Genomic DNA, 5,433 nt, shown 5'->3' on the forward strand with positions numbered 1-5,433 from the left:
TCGCTTGTCGCACGGGGTTGTAAGCCCAAACCCCGGTAATTTTGGAAGTTCAATTATAACAATGCCTTATGGGGTGATGATGCAGCGGAAAGGACTTAATTAAAGGTTATGTCGGCCAGCATCGTCTCGAAATCGATTGGATTGCGGTTGTTTTTAAAATCGTAATGGCCCAAGAAGTGGATGTGTTGCCAAGCCACTGGAGAAATCTTCTGGAGTTGAGCAATCGCTTTCTCGTTTCCGGCCGCTTTATACTTATCGACCAGCAGCGATAATATGATCGAATTATAGGCAATAACGACATTGGCGATTAGCCTGCCGCACTGATTGGTAATGGCGGCTTCCAGATCCGTTCTGCCGATCAATTGCTTTTTGCCGCTGACTTGGGAGGTATATGAACGTAATTGGTGGTAGGCTTCAATACGGTTTTGCGAACGATGTACATCACGCTCTATCTGAGGATCACGCAAATACTTTAAGGTGTAAATGCTGCGCACCAATTTGTCGAACTCAAAAATGGCCTTCCGTGTGCGATTTTGTGCGGGTAATGCGCACAGTTTTCTAATCAATGTACTCTGGGTCATTTCCTTAAGGCCCAGTGTAGCGATGATTTGATCGATATGGGCTTGATCGGATTCAATCACAGAACGGTTAATCTGTCCGGCGGGCTTAATCAAAAATTTGTCGTAGTTTGCAATATCACCGGCACAATAGAGGTGTTTCAGCTGATTTTGAAGACTAACGAATCGGGGCATCTGCTTCATGCCGAACCAATGCAAAATAGCGAAATTGGCTTTATTAATGCTGTGCATGTCGCCGGTAATGGCTGTCGGCATGATATTCGAGGTATTGTTGTAGCAAATATCGAATAAAAAATTGCTTTCGTGTTCATGCGAACCGATTAATTCAGTTTGCAACGCGATATGATTGGCGAGCAGGGTATAAGCGGCAACGCCTTTCCCCCGCCTAAAGTGTTTTTTAGAATGTCGCGCTTTGAGGGTGGGCGTTCCCATTTCAAGATGTTGCCCATCGACACTGCCATAGAGTTGTTCCAGCCCGAATGAATAATAGGGAAAGATACTTAACTCCGCAATGAAATTACTGATCCGATCATTACTGGCTTTCAATGTGGAGAGTCGTAAATATTGCTGATAGGTGGCATCCAGGACGTGATACGGTATATCGCTGATCTCGGCCATGCTCAGGTTGCCGTGGTTCAGCGCCTGAGCAATAATGACCGCCATTAAACTGTCCTCATCGGCCACTTTTTTGGCATAACGAGGTTGTAACGGTGTTAGCGCCGAGAGAAACTGGCACTGCTCATTAACAAACCGGAAAATATCGGCGATACCATGCGCTTGAAGTTTGGCATAGAATCCCACCTTTAAAGCCTCGTCTTTGCTGACCTTAGGCTTTTTCCGCCAAGTTAAATGCTTGCGAGCCGCGTCATACTCCAGATGCGTTAGTTTACCTTGCCGCAATTCGCGGTCGAAAAGTTTCCACTGCTGACTAAGTTCGGCATACAGCGCGTCAATTGATTCACCCAAAGGTTGACGCAACCAGGGGATGTCCAGCTTCTTCAGAACATCGGCTTGCTGTTCCATCGAAACCAGATCGTCACTAAAGCGGCGATTCACAACGCTATCATTCAGATACAGTTCGTTTATGTCGAAGCGTTTTCTGATTTGCCGATAAATCCAGAATTCGTACCGGTCGGCACGAATACCGGTGGCGTTCCCTTCTTCATCCAATATCAGCAAATGGGGACGCAGGCGATTTGGTATCGTGTCGGCTGGAATTTCGCTAACTGGCCGTTGCGCTAAGGTTTGTTGGCGGGAAAAAACGGTCTTCATCCAGTTCAACGCCATCAGCCACGGGTTCTGGGTGTCGGTACTGGAAAAATCGGTGGTCATGGCCAGCGGACGCAAATTTTTCTTGCACCGCGCAGCAACTTTATCGACGGCCTCCCAGCGAAAAGCCATCTGACTGGGCGATTTCTCGCATAATCTTTGTCCCGCCGTGATGAGGGAATCCTTCGGCATGATGTTGAAGGCCTGATCGCGAACGGTACCGAATAATGTAGCGTCGTCTATTGCCTCATCAACGTACAATAAAATCAGACGGCCCACTTGTGGCGACTCTTGTTGCTTGCTGGATAAGGATTGATTAAACAGCTGCTTTGACTCGTTCTTGGTTTCTTCTTCCAGTTTTTTAAGCTGGTAACAAAAACTGCTGACCAGGTTATCGCTTAGTTGCTGGTAACGTTGCCAGGCATAGCACAACAGATACAAATAGGTTTGCCCAGGCTTCAGCCGTCTTAAATCATAGATGCTGTAGAAATTAGCGAGACTGGCGTAGTAATTTTTATTTTGCTGCGAAATTTCGAGCTTTGGCAGAAGTTTCTTCGCTATCTGGTACAACGGTTCCAGCGTTGCCCTTTTCTGACGCTCGACCACCATCATTTGGTAGCTGAAACTTTTGGCATCTTGCTTGATGGCCGCCAACTCCGATAATGTGTCCTCGCGAACAAGCAACTGTTTTAATGCACATATACCGGATTCATCAAGGAGTTCTTCGATTAATCCATCCAGCCGCTTACGCTCAGCCGAAAGTACCTCGACAATGATGGCTTGTAACGTGGTGTAACCGGGCCGGACGATCTTCTGTTGAGTCAAAAAGGCGATCAGCTCCGTTACGATGAAGGTCGGCGTTACATCACGTGAGGTGAGTTGGGTCGCTTTTTCCTTGACTAACGGCGTAAACTCTTTTGACCAAAGACGGTATTCATAGAGTTTGACGATTTCGTTGCACTGAACGTAATACTCGGCTTGCCGAACCGGTCTTGGTGAAAATGACGCACCGGGAAAATAGCTGCGTAATAAGAAATCAATATCCTCTTGAGGTACATCCGAAAATGACAGGTTAAAAAAGGCTTGCTTGGCTTTGAAATAGCCGATTTGCAACATGCACAACATTTGTTCCGAAATGCCACTACGTCTTTGGGCAAGAGTCCGCTCATCATCCGTTAGGGAAAAATATTCGGCACGTTGAAAATCATCGAAATCCGGCAGACCATACAAGGCTTCTCTTTCGGCATCGGAAAGCACGGTAAGATTTTTATCACTTGCTCGCATCAGTCAGAATGGATAGAAAATAAGGACGCTGTTCACGAAATGAAAAATTGCGCGGCAAACCAATTGCACAAACGACCGTTTGTGCAACAAAGCAAGGGTTGCCAGAAACAAAGGGATTGCGCATTGCACAAACCTATTGCATTATAACAACAAATGGCAATAGGTTTATGCAATCATGCTCATCGGTTACGCACGGGTTTCAACTCAGGATCAAGACAATGCGGCGCAAATTGCCGCGCTTAAGTCAGCTGGATGCGAGCTGATCTTTGAAGAGAAAGCCAGTGGCGGACGATGGGAGAGACCGGAATTACATCGTTTACTGGGGCAGCTACGAAAAGGTGATGTACTGGTGGTCTGGAAACTAGATCGGTTATCCCGTTCGTTAAAAGATGTTCTGACGTTGATGGAAAAGATTGAATTGGCTTCTGCCGGATTTCAAAGCCTAACCGAAGCCATTGATACCACATCCGCCGGTGGCCGTATGATGATGCAGATTGTCGGTTCATTTGCCGAGTTCGAGCGAGCCATGCTGCGAGAACGTACTCGTAATGGATTAAATGCTGCTCGCAAGGAAGGTCGGGTAGGAGGTCGTCGGCCTAAGCTGAAACCTCATCAGGAACAAGAAATCGTTCGACTGGTCAGTTCTGGTCAAAAGACCGCTGCTGACGCCGCTCGACTATTTAGTGTGCATCCGGCAACGATTTCACGTTTGCTTGGGCGCAGCAAGTAACTTTTTATGGCCGGACCTTCAATGGTCATTTTCGAATTAGCTCATTCAAAGACAATTTGCTTTGACGGGCAAGGCGGCCGGCCGAGGCAAAGACTTTAGAGCGGCGATTCGCCACTCTAAATGTTACCTACGGCGTAACCTCGGTGCGTTCCACCTACGGCCTTGGGAGTTGTATTGGGCCAAATTACGCGACCGATGCGCCTCCTTTCGTCGGCAGCATCCGATTGGTCGTGGATTTAGCGCACCTTATCGCGTTATCGAGAAGCTCGGCCAGGCGAAAGCGCAGATCGAGCGCGAGTTCATGCTGTATCACCAAAAACGGCAGCGACAACTTCAAGCGCAGTATGGCGTCAGTGTAGATCAGGACTTCGCTAACCTTGCAGCGGATAGCGCTCTCTTACTGATAAAAAAAGAAGGGCTACAGCGTGAGATCGAGGCCTTGGACTTGGAGAAACGGCAGCGGCTCGGACAGGATGCAGCCGTTAGCGATCTTAGGCCACAGGAGTCCAGCGGCCCGGCGGGCAACGTGAGAACCTTGGTGGTGGACAGAGGACGGCAAGGGCCGGCCTTGCGGATGTAGGGCCAGCGATCGTGAGTCATGGCGGAACCCGGTAAAGGTTCCGCTCAACAGACTATTTTTTAGATACGCGAACGTTCTTGCCATCTTCCATGAACCAGCCTTCCTGGCTTTTTGTTCCTCTCACAAGCCATGCGCGGAAGTCTTTTCCGTATCCCATGCGAAGCACCTCAACAGTTTCGCCCGGTAGAATCTGACTTATTTCTGAATTTGTTTTTGGGTAATCCTGGGGCGGCTCTTTTAGTAGCTTAATGGGTTCCAATACTTCAAGTTTATAGCTCCTGTCTATTGAAACATCGTGCCACCATAACCAAAATCCGAGCACTATTACAGCGATTACAGTCAAGCCAGTCCACAATACTCTATTCATTTTTAACGTGCCCATGGTGCACTTGATCCATTAGCAGGAGTGGTTGCTGGAGAGTTGTGCACTCCATTAACAATACCCATGTCTAGCAATTTATTGCCTAACGACACAGGGAGAGTCTGATTCCCCGTATCAATACCTTGATCTTTAAGGCAGCTTTGTACAGGAGTGCCGCAATTGTTAGTTAGCGCACTGTAATCGCCTTGCGGTTTCGATAGGCAAGCCTGAAGTGATTTTTCCTGTTGAGAGTTGATATTAAGTGTTACTCCGGTTCCATCACGGAAGCTATTTTTCGATAAATAATCCGAAGTAGGCAATATAGTCATGCCAGAAGGCCCGTAAGAATAAGTTGTTCCATTGATGTCTGCCGAAACATGACCAAATGAAGAACCACCCCAGCCTACTGGTTGCCATACATATACGGTAGATTCCAAGCCCAGCGGATCGATATATCGTAACGGGTTATTTAGAACATAGGTATAAAGATTTATGCCCCCATTTTCCTCAATCGGATCCCTCGATACCCACCGCCCGGTATCGGGATCATAAGCCCGGTAGTTGGTTAAATGCAGCCCAACGCCTTGTATGTTAAACATCCCCGCATACAGAAAATCCGGCGTAATCGGCG

5 protein-coding genes are annotated in these 5,433 nt (G+C 47.7%); 2 read left to right on the forward strand and 3 right to left on the reverse strand.

All coding sequences use genetic code 11. The features are described 5' to 3' along the window. Positions 1-95 precede the first annotated feature (95 nt). Positions 96-3,131 carry a Tn3 family transposase gene (locus A1359_RS03315; RefSeq protein WP_066977985.1) on the reverse strand — a complete coding sequence of 1,012 codons (3,036 nt, stop codon included), beginning with the start codon at positions 3,129-3,131 and terminating at the stop codon, positions 96-98. A 175-nt stretch (positions 3,132-3,306) separates the two neighbouring features. On the opposite strand from A1359_RS03315, the gene A1359_RS03320 reads away from it, so the two are divergent. Continuing rightward, on the forward strand, positions 3,307-3,861 hold the full coding sequence (locus tag A1359_RS03320; RefSeq protein WP_066977987.1) for a recombinase family protein: 555 nt from the start codon (positions 3,307-3,309) through the stop codon (positions 3,859-3,861). A 61-nt stretch (positions 3,862-3,922) separates the two neighbouring features. Next, positions 3,923-4,441, forward strand: a complete 519-nt coding sequence (locus A1359_RS03325) for a hypothetical protein (protein ID WP_066977990.1) — start codon at positions 3,923-3,925, stop codon at positions 4,439-4,441. Between the two features lie 52 nt (positions 4,442-4,493). Here the strand turns inward: A1359_RS03325 and A1359_RS03330 are convergent, their stop codons facing one another. Next, complete coding sequence (locus A1359_RS03330) at positions 4,494-4,823, reverse strand: metallophosphoesterase family protein (RefSeq protein ID WP_066977993.1); 330 nt, start codon at positions 4,821-4,823, stop codon at positions 4,494-4,496. After that, positions 4,811-5,433: RHS repeat-associated core domain-containing protein (locus A1359_RS03335; protein WP_198159255.1), on the reverse strand; the 623-nt coding region annotated here is incomplete at its 5' end. The genes A1359_RS03330 and A1359_RS03335, both read right to left, overlap by 13 nt.

The organism is Methylomonas lenta (assembly GCF_001644015.1).
Taxonomy (GTDB): domain Bacteria; phylum Pseudomonadota; class Gammaproteobacteria; order Methylococcales; family Methylomonadaceae; genus Methylomonas; species Methylomonas lenta.

What these genes read in the sequence shown, in the direction of transcription:
- A1359_RS03315 (WP_066977985.1), bottom strand. Translation starts at nt 3,131, where the DNA reads ATGCGAGCAAGTGATAAAAATCTTACCGTGCTTTCCGATGCCGAAAGA.
- A1359_RS03320 (WP_066977987.1), top strand. Translation starts at nt 3,307, where the DNA reads ATGCTCATCGGTTACGCACGGGTTTCAACTCAGGATCAAGACAATGCG.
- A1359_RS03330 (WP_066977993.1), bottom strand. Translation starts at nt 4,823, where the DNA reads ATGGGCACGTTAAAAATGAATAGAGTATTGTGGACTGGCTTGACTGTA.